11 protein-coding genes are annotated in these 16,516 nt (G+C 57.2%); 5 read left to right on the top strand and 6 right to left on the bottom strand.

The genetic code is table 11. From position 1 onward, the window contains the following. From HMPREF3055_RS06995 to HMPREF3055_RS06980, 4 genes are all read right to left on the bottom strand, one after another. Positions 1-1,162 (bottom strand): pentapeptide repeat-containing protein (locus HMPREF3055_RS06995; protein WP_246826913.1); only part of this gene is annotated, 1,162 nt, incomplete at its 3' end. Positions 1,163-1,951: 789 nt separating this feature from the next. Continuing rightward, the gene (locus HMPREF3055_RS06990; RefSeq protein ID WP_070738690.1) at positions 1,952-3,550 is read right to left on the bottom strand and encodes a pentapeptide repeat-containing protein; all 1,599 of its coding nucleotides are present in this window, start codon (positions 3,548-3,550) and stop codon (positions 1,952-1,954) included. Between the two features lie 165 nt (positions 3,551-3,715). After that, positions 3,716-5,359 (bottom strand): pentapeptide repeat-containing protein, encoded by a 1,644-nt coding sequence (locus HMPREF3055_RS06985; protein WP_070738698.1) that lies wholly within the window; start codon positions 5,357-5,359, stop codon positions 3,716-3,718. 125 nt (positions 5,360-5,484) lie between these two features. Then, a complete protein-coding gene (locus tag HMPREF3055_RS06980; protein WP_070738689.1) occupies positions 5,485-7,368 on the bottom strand; it encodes a pentapeptide repeat-containing protein in 1,884 nt (627 codons plus the stop codon). A gap of 771 nt (positions 7,369-8,139) precedes the next feature. Here HMPREF3055_RS06980 and dnaK point away from each other — a divergent pair. From dnaK to HMPREF3055_RS06960, 4 genes are all read left to right on the top strand, one after another. Continuing rightward, positions 8,140-9,972, top strand: a complete 1,833-nt coding sequence (gene dnaK, locus HMPREF3055_RS06975; RefSeq protein ID WP_049354964.1) for a molecular chaperone DnaK — start codon at positions 8,140-8,142, stop codon at positions 9,970-9,972. A gap of 2 nt (positions 9,973-9,974) precedes the next feature. Continuing rightward, positions 9,975-10,553: a nucleotide exchange factor GrpE gene (locus HMPREF3055_RS06970; RefSeq protein ID WP_070738687.1), complete on the top strand. Its 579-nt coding sequence runs from the start codon at positions 9,975-9,977 to the stop codon at positions 10,551-10,553. Positions 10,554-10,895: 342 nt separating this feature from the next. Next, the gene (locus HMPREF3055_RS06965) at positions 10,896-11,888 is read left to right on the top strand and encodes a DnaJ domain-containing protein (RefSeq protein ID WP_070738685.1); all 993 of its coding nucleotides are present in this window, start codon (positions 10,896-10,898) and stop codon (positions 11,886-11,888) included. A gap of 3 nt (positions 11,889-11,891) precedes the next feature. Next, positions 11,892-12,398 (top strand): heat shock protein transcriptional repressor HspR, encoded by a 507-nt coding sequence (locus HMPREF3055_RS06960; RefSeq protein ID WP_070738683.1) that lies wholly within the window; start codon positions 11,892-11,894, stop codon positions 12,396-12,398. A 268-nt stretch (positions 12,399-12,666) separates the two neighbouring features. Here HMPREF3055_RS06960 and trmB read toward each other — a convergent pair whose 3' ends face one another. Further along, positions 12,667-13,473, bottom strand: a complete 807-nt coding sequence (gene trmB, locus HMPREF3055_RS06955; protein ID WP_005506786.1) for a tRNA (guanosine(46)-N7)-methyltransferase TrmB — start codon at positions 13,471-13,473, stop codon at positions 12,667-12,669. A gap of 215 nt (positions 13,474-13,688) precedes the next feature. Further along, positions 13,689-14,087 carry a hypothetical protein gene (locus tag HMPREF3055_RS06950; RefSeq protein ID WP_070738681.1) on the bottom strand — a complete coding sequence of 133 codons (399 nt, stop codon included), beginning with the start codon at positions 14,085-14,087 and terminating at the stop codon, positions 13,689-13,691. 501 nt (positions 14,088-14,588) lie between these two features. Here HMPREF3055_RS06950 and HMPREF3055_RS06945 point away from each other — a divergent pair. Further along, the gene (locus HMPREF3055_RS06945) at positions 14,589-16,070 is read left to right on the top strand and encodes an amino acid permease (protein ID WP_070738679.1); all 1,482 of its coding nucleotides are present in this window, start codon (positions 14,589-14,591) and stop codon (positions 16,068-16,070) included. Positions 16,071-16,516: the final 446 nt, after the last annotated feature.

The following is a 16,516-nucleotide window of genomic DNA, read 5'->3' as shown; positions in this document are numbered from 1 at the left end:
CGTCTCTGAAGTGTGCGTTTCCGGTGAACTCCGCATCCCAGAAGTGTGCGTTTCCGGTGAACTCCGCGTCCGTAAAGTATGCGTCTCTGGTGAACTTCGCGTGCCCGAAGTAGACGTCTCTGGTGAAGTCCGCGCCCCTGAAATGTGCGTGTCCGGCGAACATCACACCCCGGAAATCTGCGCCTCTGGTGAACCTAGCGTCTGCGAAGTCTGCGTCTTCGGTGAACTCCGCGCCCCTGAAGTGCGCGTGTCCGGCGAACATCGCACCCCGGAAATCTGCTCCATCGTAAAATCGGGCGGAGGCAAAATTGCCTTGTTCAATGGTGAGGTTGTTCAAGGGGTAGAAAATTGATGCTCGGCTGAAATCAATATCGAAGTTACTCCAGACGCCAGGAATAACGACTACCTTGTCTTCTTTATCCTTGATAAAGGAGCTGCTTCGTTTGCTCATCTCATCAAAGATAGAGCGGCGTACATCCTGTTCTTCACGAAATACCGCCTGGTCCTTGGCGAAATCCCCCTCATAGTCAGTAGGTTCTATGTCGGAGTCAAGTACTTCTGCCTTTCGTGCAAGAGGAAAGGACGAACGAATATAGGAGCAGAGGTTATTGATAATCACCTGACCTTCTTTTTGTTGTTCTTCTACCTCGAGAGTGTCATCGGTTAGCCACTCATCGACCAAACCCACAAGGGTATAGATACCGCCCAGACGGACAGTCGCTTTCTCATCAGCTAGCTGCTCTACAGCCTTGGTGTAGCGGCCACGGCGTTCAGCATGAACCTGGCGGGTATGGTCACGTTCACTCTTGACAGCATCTTGTTCACGTTTTGCAGCCTCGTTCTTTGCGTCCTGCTCATTCTTCTTGATGTCCGCATCAATTTTGAGACGGTCACCCTGGTTCTTCCAGTTAGTCTGCAGAAGAGTCAGAACCGCAATAATACCGCCAGTGACGTACAGAAGATGCAGACGCAGCTGATCTGAACTGCCGGAGCTCATGCCGCAGAACAACCACAACATCCAAGGCAGAAGAATCGCAACCACGCCGCCACCCAGACCAAAGCCAATGAGGAGCTTAGTAAAGTGCCGGATATACCAAGGCTTCTCCTGAGATTTCGGGATTACCGGGCTCTCTGGAGCGGATGATGCGTTATTGCTGGGCACTATGTTCTCTCGTCCTCTCTGATAGGAACGTTCACCTTCCAGCATAGGGTAAAGCTGCTTGCCATGAGCTGCGCCCGGTCATCAACGAGAGCTTCGCCTGCATGAGAGGCGCAGACAGTGCTTCTGCAATCCGCCGCAGATGAGGCGGGTAAGGAAATCCTCAAAATAGGCGATATTGTTTCTCACGGTGGGCGCAATGGCTACGTAATTAATATTGTCGTGTTGTTATGTCTTAAGAAATGCGCTACATTATTAGGTATACGGTCATACATACAGGGAATGTCCTTATGTATAATGGCAGTAAAATAAAAGTGGAGCTACCAGCAATGCTAGGAACATTGCCGGTAGCCCCATGTAGAAATCTCTAGAAGAGATGGGATGCTACAAAATCACACATCTCTACGAGACCGACGAACAGAGTGGCTACATAGCTACCCCGTTCGATAACTAGCCAAAATTTCTTGGCCATATTAGTTCCCCTCCTCTCTATTTAATTAGAGCCTCAGGGACAACGCGGAATTGCGTTGTCACTGCTGATTTTAGCAGATGACACACATTCCGCGGATTTTTGCTACCCAATTTATGTTTTATTTATTGTGGACATAGCGTAATGCCGCTGGAAAGCGATAAACGAACCAGGGTAGATAAGATTCGAAAAACCCCGCTAGAGCCTACAGACTCAGCGGGGTTTTTCGCACCGTTTTACTTTTCCGCCCGGACTGCTCGATAGCGTCCACCGCACACGCAAAGGTCCCACCACGTAGAAGATGTGGCGGGGCCTTCACATAGTTACTGTGCAGGCTCACTGATGCGGGTGTAGTCCTGCTTCTCTTCATTCCAGGAAGACGGATCGAAGAGCACCGTACCGACCGGGATACGGTACCCTACACCGTTCAGCCCGGCTGCACCCAGCAGAATAGGCTGGCTACCCTCGTACACCGCGAAGTTATGCGCCTCCTGACCGGTAGCCTCCGAACCAGTAGACAGCGTAGCGAATCGCGCCCGGCGCATCTCGCCCGAGTCAGCACCTTCAGCAACGAAGAGCGGCGGGCTCTTCACGAAAGACGAATCGCAGAAATCAGCAGTCTGCACAAAGGACGCACCATAGAACTCCGCGCCTGCCTCAAATGCCGCATCACGGAACCCAGCGAGCCCCTCAAACGTAGCCCGGCTAAAGTGTGCATCCCCGTAGAAGGTTGCCGCGTTAAACCCGGCATGCCCCTCAAAGACCGCCTCACGGAACTCCGCAACTCCCGCAAAATCCGTCCTGAAGAAGCTTGCATTACCGCCAAAAGACGACCTAAAGAACCCCGCGTTCCCCTCAAAAGAAGCACCGCTAAAGCCCGCATCCGCCGCAAACGTAGTGTCGCGGAAGTCAGCGTGCCCTCCAAAAGAAGCCTCGCGGAAGTCAGCATTAGCATTGAATGTCACCCAGCGGAAGACCGCATCACCAGCAAAGCGCGCGTTACTAAAGTCCGCCGTTCCCATGAAAGTTGCGTCGCTAAAACGCGCGTCCTGGTCAAAGACCGCTCGGGTAAAGTTCGCATCGCCCACAAAAGCTACCCCGCTGAAATCCGAGCCGTTGCAGAACCTCGCCGCAGAGAAATCGGCGTTCTCAATAGTCAGACCGTCGAGAGGGTAGAAGACGACAGCCCGGCTGAAATCGAACTCAAAGCCGCTCCACGCGCCGGGGACAACAGTCACCTCGCCCTTCTCATTTTCAGCAAGGGTGCTGCTGCGCTTGCTCATCTCAACGAAGATGCTACGGCGAACATCCTGCTCACCACGGAAAGCCGCCAGATCCGTAGCGAAATCACCCGCATAGTTGGCGGGCGGTGCATCGGATTCAAAAGCTTCTGCCTTGAACGCCCGCGCGAACGGCGAACGCACATAAGCGCAGAGGGCATTGACGATGACCTGCCCCTCCTTCTGCCGCGCCTCAACGCTGAGCTGCTCGTCAGCGAGCCACTCATCCACCAGACCCGCAAGCATGCTGATGGCACTCGCACGAACTGCCGGATTCGGATACGCCAGATGCTCAACTGCCTTGCTGTAACGGGTACGGCGCTCAGCGTGCACCCGCTGGGGGTGTTTCAGCTTTTTCTGGGCGTTCATGCGGTGGAACTCCCCAAGAAAGAGAACACCCAACAGGGTGCCGGTGATGAAGAAAATGAACGGCTGAACCTCAAAATTGGCGATGTCAGTGTCAAAGGTGAAAGGCATAAGACCCGCCGTGACAATGCCCAAGAGCGCGATAGCCCAAACCCAGGTGCGGAAGCTAGACAGCTTCCCCTTGAAGTTGCCGAACTGCGCGGCGAGCGGGAAAAGCAGAATGACGATTGCGCAAGCTATCAGCCAAGCCCACGCGGTGCTGGGTGCGAGATGCATGTGGTTCTCCTGTCATCGTTGAAAGGGGCGGGTCATACTCAGCATAAGGTAAAGCTGCTGGGCTTGGGAGGTTGTGGGTCAAAAGCAAGAACCCCGCCAGCGCTGGATGCACGGGCGGGGTCTGTGCGTGTGTGGGAGCTTCCCCGACGGTGAGAGGGCTAGATTTTACTGTGCAGGCTCACTAACGCGGGTGTACTCCTGCTTCTCTTCGTCCCAGGAATCCGGGTCGTACAGCACCGCACCAACAGGGAGCATGAACGTTCTGTTAAGAAGTTCCGCCTCGCCACAGCTGAAACCGTGCGGGCTCTCCGGGCGTGCCTCGAACAGGTAATCCTGCGGATCCGCCTGCGCCGAGAACCGTGCCCTCTGCAGCCGCCTCTCCAAAGCCTCAAAGGACGGCTCAACGTACGCGAAGCTAGTCTGCCTGAAATCAGCCTTCTGACTGAACGTCGCATCCGCGAAGTAGGCGCCCTCAAAGCTCGCCCCGTTGAAGCTCACCTCCCGCGCGAACGTCGCCTTGTAGAAGCCGACATGCGCCGTGAACGTCGCCTTACTAAAGTCGGCATCCTGCGCGAAGGTCGCGTTACCGAAGTTCGCTCTCTGCGGGAAGTCCATCTCATAGCGCGTCCTCGGAAGCGCAATAAAAGACGCCCGGCTGAACGTGGCGTCGCCGTCGAACCGCGCCCCACCAAAATCCTCGTACTGTGTGAAGGACGCCCCGCTAAAGTCCGCCGCGCTCGCAAAGCGTACGTTGCTGAACATTGCGGACTGCTTGGTGGCTATTCCGGCAAAGCGCGCGACCCCGCCGAACAGCGACTTGGAGAACACCGCCGGACGGTTGAAGACCGACGCGGCGAAGTGTGCCTCATCGTGGAACGTGGAGGCGGTGAATACTGCCTTTCCGTCGAAGGTGATTGCCGCGAAGCTGGCTATGCCTGCGGTGTTCAAGCGTGAGAAGTCGGCATCGGATTTGAAGGTGGATACCGCGAAGTCAGCCGCAGCCGAGAAGACCGCATCTGAGAAGTCGGCTCCGCCGGTGAAGGTTACGGTTGCGAAGCTTGCCGCGTCTGCAAAGTGTGCCCCGCTGAACTCTGCTGCGCCCGCGAAGTGCGCGGCGCTGAACCCCACCCAGTCGTTGAAATTTGCGCTGTTGAAGGATGCGTCAGCCGTGAACTGTGCTGCGGAGAAGCTGATGTCACCGTGGAAGGTTGCGCCGGAAAAATCCGCCGGGCCGTAGAAGGTTGCGGAGGCGAAATCGGCGTTCTGAAAGTGCAGCTGCCGTAGCGGGTAGAAGATGGGTGCGCCGCCAAAGTCGAAGCACAGATCAGCCCACATGGGCGATATTGGCGGCACCGCGTGCTGGCTTTCTTCGCTGTCTGCCTTGTTGCTCTCGGCGATTGCGGCGAGGCGGCGGCTGAACTCCATGAAGACGGTGCGGCGCACCAGCTGCTCTTCGCGGAATGCCTCCTGATCGCGCGTAAAGTCGCCTTCGTATCCTTCGGGGGCCTCGCCTGATTCTAGGACCTGCCGCTTCTGTGCGAGGGGGTAGGGCGTGCGGATGCACCCGGTCAGCGCGTCGATGATGGCCTGGGCTTCTTCGCGGCGTACCTGCTCGGGGAGGGATGCGTCGGTGAGCCATTCGTCTGCGAGGTTCGCGAGCGTGTACGCCCCACTGAGGCGTACGGCGGGCTGCCCGTCAAGGAATTGCTCGAGTGCGTGCGTGTAGCGTTCGCGCCGCCCTGCCTGCTGGTTGTGTGCCGGGGCGTTTTTGCGTTGCCGCAGCGCAGTTAAGAGTTTGTTGAGGTTCATGGCGGTGTTCCCTTCCTGCTCCGGTGCTGGCTTATATCCAGCATAGGGGAGAGCCCCACCCCTGCGCGCTCGCGCTGGGCAAAGAAGAAGCCCCGCCTGTACGAGATGCATAGGCGGAGCTTCTTTTATTGAGCCTTACTTGGAGGGGCTTTTCCTTGATTATCAGACTCTTCTATCGGCTTTGCTGGCTCACTTAGCCCACTGTAATTCCCATCCTTATACTTTGGGGACATCGGGTCGAAAAGTACCGTTCCAAGGGGGATTTCGAACGTCTTACCGAGAAGAGTAGCGGTTCCACAATTGATAGGTTTGCTACCCTGCCTGACTGCGAAATAGTAGTCCTGCGGATTTACCTGTGCAGAGAACAGAGTAGAGCCGACGATATCTGCAAATGTGGGTGCATACTTTTCGAAATATACGCGATTGAAGTCTGTGTTGCTGGTGAACTTCGCGTCCGTAAAGTATGCCTTTTCGGTGAAATACGCACCCCAGAAGTTTGCGTTTCCGGTGAACGTAGAGTTCCTGAAGTTTGCGTTTCCAGTGAACTCCACACCCATGAAGTCTGTGTTGCTGGTGAACTTCGCGAACACGAAGTCTGCGTTTCCGGTGAACTCCGCACCCGCGAAGTGTGCGTTTCCGGTGAACTCCGTGCACTCGAAGTGTGCGTTTCCAAAGTTTGCGTTTCCGGTGAACTCCGCGCCCCTGAAGTCTGCGTCTCTGGTGAACTTCGCATCCCTGAAGTCTGCGTCTCTGGTGAACTCCGCGCCCCTGAAATCTGCGTCTCTGGTGAACTCCGCGCCCCTGAAATCTGCGTCACCGTAGAATCTGGCAGAAGAGAAGATTGCTTTTTCAATGGTGAGGCTGTTCAAGGGGTAGAAAATGGGAGCTCGGCTGAAGTCGAAGTCAAAGCCACTCCACGCTCCTGAAGTAGTGTCAATTATCTTGCCATTATTGTCTTTAGCGAAGGTACTACTGCGCCTGCTCATTTCCTTAAAAATGGCGCGGCGTACGTCCTGCTCTTCGTGAAACTTTGCGTAGTCTGTGGTGATATCTCTAGGCTCTTTATACTCAGTAGAGTCTTTGAACCGCTCGCGTAGAACCTTGAGTCGGGAAGACTTATTTGCACTGAGATTCTTAGAGTCTTGCTTCTTGAGCGTTTCTAGTTCCTTGCGGGCTTCATATTCGTCAATCTTCTTAGCCAGGGGAAAAGAAGAACGAATATGCGCGCAAAGAATATCGATGATATCCTGACATTTTTTCTCATCCTTTTTACAGTTTGGGCTATCTTCCAGCCAAGAATCAGCCATGTTTGCCAGTGTTTTTACTGCGGAGATTCGAGATGCTAAATCTTTTGAGTCTAGCATTTTGCAAGCATTAGTAGTGATTCTCTCTCGCTCAGATCGCTCGTCAATAATATTTGTTACATTCTGAGCGGTATTAATATTATTCTGAATGGATATAGGTGAATTGTTATTTTCCTGAATGGAGGTGGGTGAATTTCCCTGAATGGTGGTGGGGGAATTTTCCTGGATGAATTCAGGGGAAGATTTTGAAACGTTTTTTTGAAGACCAGATTCTTCCTTCTTTTCCTTATTGAAACTTTGCATGAGTTGGGCAAGGCCAGGAATACCAAATATTACGGATAGTAGAATTGCGATTAGTGGCAGTGTTTCCCCTGTAATTTTAAATATGGAAAGTAGTACTGGAATGAGAATTGAGAGTGCAAAAACTATAAAAAGGCAAATTAATTTATGTTTCCTGAATATATTAACTAGCTGCTTGTTGCATATGAGTAGAAGGGCGGCCATGGAAATAATTGCAAATGTGCCGGATATTTTATTTTTATCTTGTGTGGAGTCGATAGTGGTATTTGAATTTCCGGATTTAAAAGCAGTATAGATGTCTACGCATGTATCGATATATGTAATTAGGGAAACGGTGAATGCAATTAGGAATATGATGAGAACTGTCCTGTTCCCAAACTTTGATGGGGGGTTTTCTGGGGGCATGAAGGTCTCCTGTCTACTTTGAGAGGATGTAGTCGTAACCAGCATACGGCAGGCGGGTAGCCTCAATCCACAGGTGAAGGTTAAGGAAATACATGTCGGACAAGCAGAGATGCCCCCTATGCGGTGAGCGATGGAGCTTGCATACAGGTCCTCTATATATAAGAGGAGTGAATCTCAGAAATTTCAGGCGGGTGCTTATAGCTGAGGTACCTGCACGAAGCGCACCTCTAGTAACGCTCTCTAGCAACGCTGCTAGAGGCCTAGCCTCCAGACCTAAAAATCGCCCCGTACACCCTATATAGGGTGCTCCCAGACCATCTTCCAGCACCTCTCGCACCCCAATTTCTCGGTTTTCCACCCCTTTTTTAAAGATTTTTAAAAATTTTTTCGCCCCGAGCGCCCGCCGGTGTCCGCCGTGCGCTGAATCGCCGCGCCGCGCCCTCGCGCCACTCAAAAACCCCGGAATTTCGCGGCAAAACCGCCCATCCGCGTCTCGCCGCCGCCCCGATTTTCCCCGTAAAACACTGCCCCAGAACCCTAAAAAACCCGCCCCTCACACACCTCCGCGAAAAAAAGTTGAGTAAAGTTCGCTCAACCCTATTGACACACCCTCTGAGGGGGTGCATACTTGAGTACATGAGGCTCAAGGAGCCGCGCAGACCACCCCACACGGGGCGGCACGCGCAGCACCGACCGCCTCCAAAACTTTCAAACTAACCCGCCTCGCATTAGAAGAAGCGGGGCACTAACACCTAAGGAGTGAATAAACATATGGCACGTGCAGTAGGCATTGACCTCGGTACCACCAACTCTGTCGTTTCGGTTCTCGAAGGCGGCGACCCCGTAGTTATCGCCAACGCAGAAGGCACCCGCACCACCCCCTCCGTCGTCGCATTCTCCAAGGACGGCGAGGTTCTGGTCGGTAGCGTCGCAAAGCGTCAGGCAGTAACCAACGTCGACCGCACCATCTCCTCCGTCAAGCGCCACATGGGCACCGACTGGACCACCGAGATCGACGGCAAGAAGTACACCCCGCAGGAAATCTCCGCTCGTATCCTCATGAAGCTGAAGGGTGACGCAGAGGCATTCCTGAACGACACCGTCACCGATGCTGTCATCACCGTCCCGGCATACTTCAACGACGCTGAGCGTCAGGCAACCAAGGAAGCCGGCGAGATTGCAGGTCTGAACGTCCTGCGTATCGTCAACGAGCCCACCGCCGCAGCACTCGCATACGGCCTGGACAAGGGTAAGGAAGACGAGCTCATCCTGGTCTTCGACCTCGGTGGCGGTACCTTCGACGTCTCCCTGCTGGAAGTCGGCAAGGACGACGACGGCTTCTCCACCATTCAGGTTCGCGCAACCAGCGGTGACAACCGCCTCGGTGGTGACGACTGGGATCACCGCATCGTTGAGTGGCTGCTCGCACAGGTGAAGGCAAACACCGGCGCTGACCTGTCCAAGGACAAGATTGCTCTGCAGCGTCTGCAGGAGGCAGCTGAGCAGGCTAAGAAGGAACTGTCCAGCGCAACCAGCACCAACATCTCCCTGCAGTATCTGTCCGTCACCCCCGAGGGCCCCATCCACCTGGATGAGAAGCTGACCCGCGCAAAGTTCGAGGAACTGACCCGCGACCTGCTCGAGCGCACCAAGAAGCCCGTACTCGACGTAATCAAGGAAGCTGGCGTGTCCATCTCCGAGATTTCCGAGGTCGTTCTGGTCGGTGGCTCCACCCGTATGCCCGCTGTTGCTGAGCTCGTCAAGGAGCTCACTGGTCGCGAGCCCAACAAGGGCGTGAACCCCGACGAGGTTGTGGCAATGGGTGCAGCACTGCAGGCAGGCGTTCTGAAGGGCGACCGTAAGGACGTTCTGCTGATTGACGTCACCCCCCTCTCCCTCGGTATCGAGACCAAGGGCGGCGTGATGACCAAGCTGATCGAGCGCAACACCGCAATCCCGACCAAGCGTTCCGAGACCTTCACCACCGCAGAGGACAACCAGCCCTCCGTGACCATTCAGGTCTTCCAGGGTGAGCGTGAGTTCACTCGCGACAACAAGAACCTGGGTACCTTCGAGCTGACCGGCATCGCCCCCGCACCCCGTGGCGTGCCGCAGATTGAGGTTACCTTCGACATTGACGCAAACGGCATCGTCCACGTCTCCGCAAAGGACAAGGGCACCGGCGTTGAGCAGTCCATGACCATCACCGGCGGCACCTCCCTCTCCAAGGACGACATCGACCGCATGGTCAAGGACGCAGAGGCACACGCTGAGCAGGATAAGGCACGCCGCGAGGCTGCTGACACCCGCAACGCAGCCGAGTCCGTCGCATACTCCGTCGAGAAGCTCCTGAAGGAGAACGGCGACAAGCTGCCCGAGGACGTCAAGACCGAGGTTCAGGGCGATGTCGACGAGCTGAAGAAGGCACTCGAGGGCGACGACGACGCAGCAGTGAAGTCCGCATTCGAGAAGCTGCAGGCATCCCAGTCCAAGCTGGGCGAGGCACTCTACGCAGCAGCACAGGCTGAGGCATCCGAGTCCAAGCCCGCCGCTGATGAGGACGTTGTCGACGCCGAGGTTATCGACGAAGACGAGAAGAAGTAATCATGGCTGAGCAGGAAAACACCACCCCCGACCCGCTGGAGGAGGCATTCAACGCCCCCGCAGCGGAAGGCCACCCCGAAGCTGAATCGGTCGAAACCACCGAAGAAGCTGCGGAAGCCGTCGAGGCTGAGCTCCAGGACGCTGTAGAAGCAGAATCTGCGGATGCGGCACTCGCCGCAGAGCGCCTGGACTCCCTGCTTCGCCTGCAGGCTGAGTTCACCAACTACAAGAACCGCACCGCTCGCGAAAAGGAGCAGCTGCGACTCTTCGTCATCAGTGACCTGGTCGGCGCACTGCTGCCGGTGTTCGATGATATCGACGCCGCACGCAAGCACGGCGACCTGCAGGACGGCCCCTTCGCCTCCATCGCTACCAAGCTCGAAGAGCTGCTCGGCAAGCAGGGTGTGGAGCGTTTCGGTGAAGTAGGCGACGCCTTCGACCCGAACATCCACGAAGCTGTTCTGCAGCAGCCCACCGACGAGGTAGCTGAGGACCACATCTCCATGGTCCTGCGATACGGCTACCGCGTGAACGACCGCGTGGTTCGTACCGCTCAGGTGGCTGTGGCTGTCGCACCGTAAGGTGGTCGGCTCAGCAATGGCTGAATAACTAACGACGGGCGGGTGCTCTCCCTGATGGGGGAGTGCCCGCCCTGTTGTTTGCCTGGGCTGCTGGCTTGGACTGTTCGCCCGGTGCGCCTGTTCTGCCGGGGTTGTTATACCCGGTGTGTTGGCGCGGGTTTTGGCGAGCTGTGGTGGCGGTTAAAGGCTTGTAGGGGCGCTATTTTTTGGGCTCAGCCCTTTCAAAATTGAGTCAAGTAGACTAAACTTTTATATAGAGTATTAAGACAAGCACGCGGTGCCCCTGCAAGCCGTCCCGTAACCGAGGAGGGCGGCGCATCACCGCAGAAGGAGAAACACAACATGGCAAGTGAAAACTGGCTAACCGACGACTTCTATAAGGCACTGGGTGTCAGCGAAGACGCAAGCGAAAGCGACATCAAGAAGGCATACCGCAAGCTCTCCCGCAAGTACCACCCGGACCTGAACCCCGGCGACGCCGCAGCAGAGAAGAAGTTCAAGGAAATCTCGGAAGCATACGACGTGCTCTCCGATAAGAAGCAGCGCGAAGAGTACGACCAGATTCGCCGCTACGGCGCATCTGGCATGGGCGGCTTCGGCGGAGGCGGTTTCGGCGGTGGCAGCTACACCGGCTACCCCGGCGCGGACGCATTCGGCGGCTTCAGCAACGGCGGCGCAGGCATCAACATTGACGACCTGCTCGGCGGCCTCTTCGGTGGTAGCGCCGGTGGCTCCCGACGCTCCGCAGGCTTCACCAGCGCCGACTTCGGCGGCATGGGTGGCGGCGGTTTCGGCGGCGCACAGCACGCAGCCCCCGAAGAAAGCACCACCAGCACCCGCATCAGCCTCGCCCAGGCATACACCGGCGCAACCGTGACCGTGTTCCTGCCGGACGGCTCCCACACCGAGGCGCGCATCCCCGCAGGCATTAAGGACGGCCAGAAGGTCCGCCTGCGCGGCAAGGGCCTGCGCGGCGGCGACCTGAAGGTCACCGTGCGCGTCTCCGATGACTCCGTGTACTCTCGCGAGGGAAACAACCTGATTCTGCGCGCACCCGTCACCCTCGCCGAGGCCGTCGACGGCGCAGTGATTGAGGTGCCCCTGCCGGACGCATCCACCGTGAAGCTGCGCCTGGCACCCGGCCAGGTCGGCCGCCGACTGCGCGCTAAGGGCCGCGGCTTCAAGGCTAAGGGCGGCGACGGCGACCTGCTGGTCATCCCGGAGATTGTTCTGCCCACCGAGCTGAGTGCAGAGGCGCAGGAAGCATTCGATAAGTTCGTAAAACTGGCACCGCAGGAGAACCCGCGTAAGGATCTGTTGAAGAAGGCGAAGTAAACCATGGCATCTCGAGAATCATCATCTAAGTCCCGTAGCGGCAAGCCGTTGCACAGCGTGGACCTGCCGGTTTTCGTGATTTCTGTGGCGGCTGAGCTGGCGGGCATGCACCCGCAGACCCTGCGCCAGTACGACCGCATCGGCCTGGTCCAGCCTTCGCGTGCGCCCGGTAAGGCGCGCCGCTATTCGCAGCGTGACGTGAACCGTCTGCAGCAGATTCAGCAGCTTTCGCAGGAGGGCGTCTCCCTGGAGGGTATTCGCCGCATTATTGAGCTGGAGTCCCTCGTGGAGGAGCAGCAGGAGCAGATTGCGGCGCTGCAGCGTCAGGTTGAGGATGCGAAGGTGAAACTGGGCATGGTGGAGCGCGTGTTCGCAGCCGGTACCAGTGGCGATGTGGTGCATATTGCCCGCGGTACCCGCCCGGCGCCTCGTCAGCGTTCTTCGGCGGTGGTGCTGTACCGTCAGCGTCACCAGTCGGCTACGGCGGATGATGCGAAGCCGCAGCGCTAAACCGGTTAAACCCGCTACACTGGGATAAACGGTTCGGCTGTTCTAGCTCGCTTCTAGTTCATTTGAGCTGGTCAGCCGCCCATATAGACTTGTGCGTCTTAGCGCCGCGCGAGCGAGGTAGGGTAGACCCCCGCCCGCATGCACTCAGACCCACACACAAGGAGGTGAGGCTCCCCGAATGATCGGGGAGCCTCACCTGCTTTAACGTATGCACTTTGCGCGGTGGCGGGAAATCACCTGGCGGTAACTCTCGCTAACGCTGACCCGCTTACTTGCGGCGGTAGGTCAGATCATGCGCGCGGCGGCCCGCCTCCTGAGCCTTACGCTCAAAGCTGGTGAGAGTACGGCCCTCCCAACGCGGAGCCCAACCACCCAGCGGATCCTCCTCGGTCGCACCGGCGCCCGGGTTCACGTTCTCAAAGTCGGGGTGCGCCTCCAGAACCTCACGCATGACCAGGGCGTACTCCTCCCAGTCAGTCGCCAGACGCCAAATGCCGCCGGGCTTGAGCACGCGCGCAACCTTATCAGCGAACGCCGGGGACACCAGGCGGCGCTTGTGGTGGCGGGACTTGTGCCAGGGGTCCGGGAAGAACACCCACAGCTCGTCCACGGAGTTCTCCTCAAGCATGTTGTCGAGCAGCTCGGGCGCGTTCGCCTGAGCTACACGCACGTTCTCCACGCCGGCGTTGCCCATCTTCAGCAGCAGGTCCGCGATGCCGGGGGTGTACACCTCAACGGCGAGGAAGTTCGCCTCGGGCACCTCAGCTGCGCGGTGCACGATTGCCTCGCCCAGACCGGAACCGATCTCGACGACCTGGTACGCCTCACGGCCATAAATCTTATCCGGGTCGAAGGTCGCCTCAGGCGCGACGGAGGTGTCGGTGCGCAGGCGCGGAATGTCCAGCACGTGGGTGGGGGAATAGGTGTCCCACGCCTTCTGACGGCGCGCGGTGAGGCGGTCGCCGCGGCGGACGAAGGAGTAGGGCTGGCGGAAGAATTCCTCGGGAACCGGCTTCTTGGCCTTTTCTTCGGTGGATTCGGGTGCCTGGCTAGGCTGCGTGTTCTCAGTAGACATACCTAAAAGAATAGCGTAGCGCCGCTATACCGTGCGGTTTCGCGGCGTGCGGGGCTGGCGTGACGCTGAACTAGCCGGGCGTGAGACTGAACTAGCCGGGAGCATGCCGGTCTGAGAAACGCAGAAATTCAGCACGCATACAAAAGTGCGGCGGGAACGAATACTGTTCCCGCCGCACTTTCGTGAGGTTGTTGAGTGAGTTTAGTTTGTGGGGCTTACTTCTTGGAGCCCAGCAGTGCCAGGCCTGCGCCGAGCAGCACGATGTTGTTTGCGAGCTGCTGGCCGTCCTGGGTGGGGCGGAAGGTTGCGTCGTGCATGTCCGGGTTGCGGAAGTACATGGTCATCAGGTTTGCCGCGAATGCGGTCAGGCCTGCGCCCGCCAGGCGGGAGGGGACGAAGGGGGTCAGCAGGGTTGCGCCGAGTGCGGTCTCTGCGCCGGAGATGAGCTTACCGAAGGTTGCTGCGTCCAGCTTGGAGACTGCGGGAACACCGGTTGCCGCCATCTGCTGCAGGAAGGCGTAGGTGCCTTCGTCTGCCTTGAGCTTCTTGACGCCTGCGTCGAGGATGAGTGCGCCGGCGGTGAGTCGCAGTGCTGCGTTGGAGAACTTGCTCATGATGTTGTCCTTCTGTTCTGTAGTTGGTTGGTTAGGTTTTTGTTGAACGGTTTCTACTCTAGACCCGGTTTCTCGCCGTGTAAAGTTTTACACGTAAAGTTTCTAAATATTTTTTGAAAACCCGGCAGAAGCCTGCAGAGAAGGGGTGTGATCTAAGGGTGATACGGGGCGTGTTTCGGGTGAAGGCTGAGGGATGCCACAGGCTCGTCCCGTCTCAATCGCCCCGTCTCAAAAATCTGGTGATGTTGTATTCCTTGTACTTGTGTGGGTATGAGGGGGTAAAATTTGAAATTATGCATTCTCTGCATAACCTTTTATCGGCGATGCAAGAAATCGGAAGCCCCGCGAAATCGGAGCCCACAAGCCCAAGCGCACCGCGCCGGCTCGGGAAGCGCGGGAACCGCCTCCTGGCGCGCCGTTCAGGATTATGTATGAATACCAGCCACCCGGACTCGCCCCCGAGTGAATTTTAGGGCGAATCGACGCAGGAAAGAGGAATACGTGACACAGCAGCCAACGCCGCATAACTCCGTCACCGGCCTAGACTCCGAAGCAGAGCACTCCAAGCTCCAGCGCGGACTAAGCTACCGACACATCCAGCTGATCGCTATTGGCGGCGCCATCGGCACCGGCCTTTTCCTCGGCTCGGCAAAGACCATCGCCTTGACCGGCCCCTCCATCGTCTTTGTGTATGCGATTATCGGGAGCGTTATCTACTTTGTTCTGCGCGCCATGGGCGAGATTCTGCTCTCCAACCCCAAGTACAAGTCCTTCACCGACTTCATTACCGACATCCTCGGTCTGCGCGCCGGCTTCTTCGTCGGCTGGTCGTACTGGTTCTTCTGGGTCGTCACAGGTATCGCGGACGTCATTGCTATTACCGGCTACATCAAATACTGGTGGCCGGAAATCCCAGCCTTCATCCCGGCGCTGACCGTTATCGTGGCTCTGCTGCTACTGAACCTGCCCTCGGTGAAGAACTTCGGTGAAATCGAGTTCTGGTTCGCCGTCATTAAAATCGTCGCTATTGTCGCCCTCATTATTGTTGGTGCGCTCATGGTTGCCTTTAGCTTCACTGCGCCCGACGGTACCGTCGCCTCCGTGACAAACCTCTGGGATCGCCCCGGCCCTTCCGGTAGCGGTATCTTTACCCAGGGCCTGACGGGCTTCCTGGGTGCCTTCCAGATTGCGCTCTTCGCCTTCGTGGGTGCTGAGCTGGTCGGTACCGCCGTGGCGGAAACCGAACACCCTGAACGCACCCTGCCCAAGGCAATTAACGCGGTACCCTTCCGCATTGGCCTCTTCTACGCGCTGCCGCTGCTGACCATCCTCGCCGTCACCCCCTGGGACAAGTTGGATAAGTCCATGAGCCCCTTCGTGGGCATGTTCTCCCTGGCTGGCATTGCTGTTGCCGCCTCCCTGGTGAACTTTGTGGTGCTGACCTCCGCGGCGTCCTCGGCGAACTCCGGTATTTTCTCGACCTCCCGCATGGTCTACGGTCTGGCGCATGACGGTGCCGCCCCCTCCGCACTGGGTAAGCTCACCAAGAACGGTGTGCCCGCCAACGCCCTGTACCTGACCACCGTGATGCTGCTGTTTAGTCTGGTCATGTTGTATGCCGGTAGCGGCATCATGGAGGCGTTCACCGTGGTGACCTCCGTGGCGTCGATGATGGGTATCTTCACCTGGAGCATGATCCTGATTGCGTACCTGGTGTACCGCAAGAAGTTCCCGGAGCGCCACGAGGCGTCCGCGTACAAGATGCCCTGGGGTATTGGCATGAGCTGGTTTGGTCTGGTCTTCTTCGCCGTCATGGTCTACGCCCTGAGCCTGTACCCGGACACCGCAATCGGCCTGGCGCTGACCCCCATCTGGTTTATCGCTCTGGCTATTGGCTACGAGATTCTGACCCGCCGCCACGCGGCGAAGCGTGCTCGTGCGCTGGCTGTTGAAAACGCTGCTGACAAGGCTGGTCAGAAGTAGTTTCTGTTCTTTCTGTGGCGCTCCGGTAGTGCTGTGTGTAAGCCCCGTTTCTGCATTCTTTTAGGATGCGGAGGCGGGGCTTACGCGTGCCCTCGTGCCTGCCTGTTTACGTTCCGGACGGCATTTTTTACGTCGCTTGATATGACGTAAATAATAGAAACAGGTCACATTTTTGCTGTAAATCCTGTTTTCTTGCACTTAACACCTGTAGAATAACTATCCAAGTAGCTGTGAGAGCTCTCAGAAAAACTCCGCGTCAATCGATAGCGTGACACTTCCGAATGCCGCGCGGTATTTGATAGAGACCCAGCCTCGCCCCGAAATCCGGGGACGCCCCGCAAGCTAATGGCCGCATATTCATACAGTGACCGTGCCTGCTGCGATCTAGCGATTCTTATTCCAGTAACGGCACATGCGGTACGGGGTACAACCGCTGAAAAGAGGAC

Source organism: Rothia sp. HMSC061C12, from assembly GCF_001815755.1.
GTDB lineage: Bacteria > Actinomycetota > Actinomycetes > Actinomycetales > Micrococcaceae > Rothia > Rothia mucilaginosa.
Note: the sequence above shows the minus strand (reverse complement) of the source record. Positions and strands in the feature narration are given on the sequence as shown.